The 632-nt window shown below is 59.7% G+C and carries 1 protein-coding gene; it reads left to right on the top strand.

Features of this window, described 5'->3' with window-relative positions; genetic code table 11:
- A partial coding sequence (locus tag CCA01S_RS15080) for an IS30 family transposase (protein ID WP_157076567.1) occupies positions 1–617 on the top strand: 617 nt, incomplete at its 5' end.
- Positions 618–632: the final 15 nt, after the last annotated feature.

Here is a 632-nt window from a genome sequence, read left to right as displayed (position 1 = left end):
TCAAGAAGGCGCTGATTGAGGCGTTGCGCCAGGCGAAACCTACTCGTGGCAGAAGGCGCACGACAGCAGCCAGGCAAAGCTTTGTTCCCGAGGAGCTGCGGATCGTCCACCGCCCCGAGGCGGTTGCTACGCGGCTCGTGCCAGGGCATTGGGAGGGTGATCTCATCAAGGGGGCTTTCAACCGGTCTGCCGTGGGCACGTTGGTCGAACGCAAGACCCGTTTCGTCGTGCTCTGCCGCATGGATGGCTGCACCGCAACAGACGCCCTGGAAGGTTTTACGAGACAGATGAGGCTTCTGCCTGCGTTTCTGCGTCAGAGCCTGACCTACGACCGTGGCACCGAGATGACGCGTTATGACGAGCTGGCACGCCGCCTGCACTTGGACATCTGGTTTGCCGATCCGCACGCCCCGTGGCAGCGTGGCAGCAACGAGAACACCAACGGGTTGTTGCGCCAGTTCATGCCCAAGGGCATCGACCTCTCCGACATCAGTCAGACATACCTCAACGACGTTGCGCGGCTCATGAATAAGCGTCCGCGCATGACGCTTGGCTGGCTGACACCAGAAGAGGCTTTGAGTATCGAAATCGCTAATCATTCAAAGTGTTGCACTTGACTTTTGAGACCGCCC

Source organism: Castellaniella caeni NBRC 101664 (assembly GCF_001592225.1).
Lineage (GTDB): Bacteria > Pseudomonadota > Gammaproteobacteria > Burkholderiales > Burkholderiaceae_B > Castellaniella > Castellaniella caeni.
This window is presented reverse-complemented; position numbering and strand designations above follow the sequence as displayed.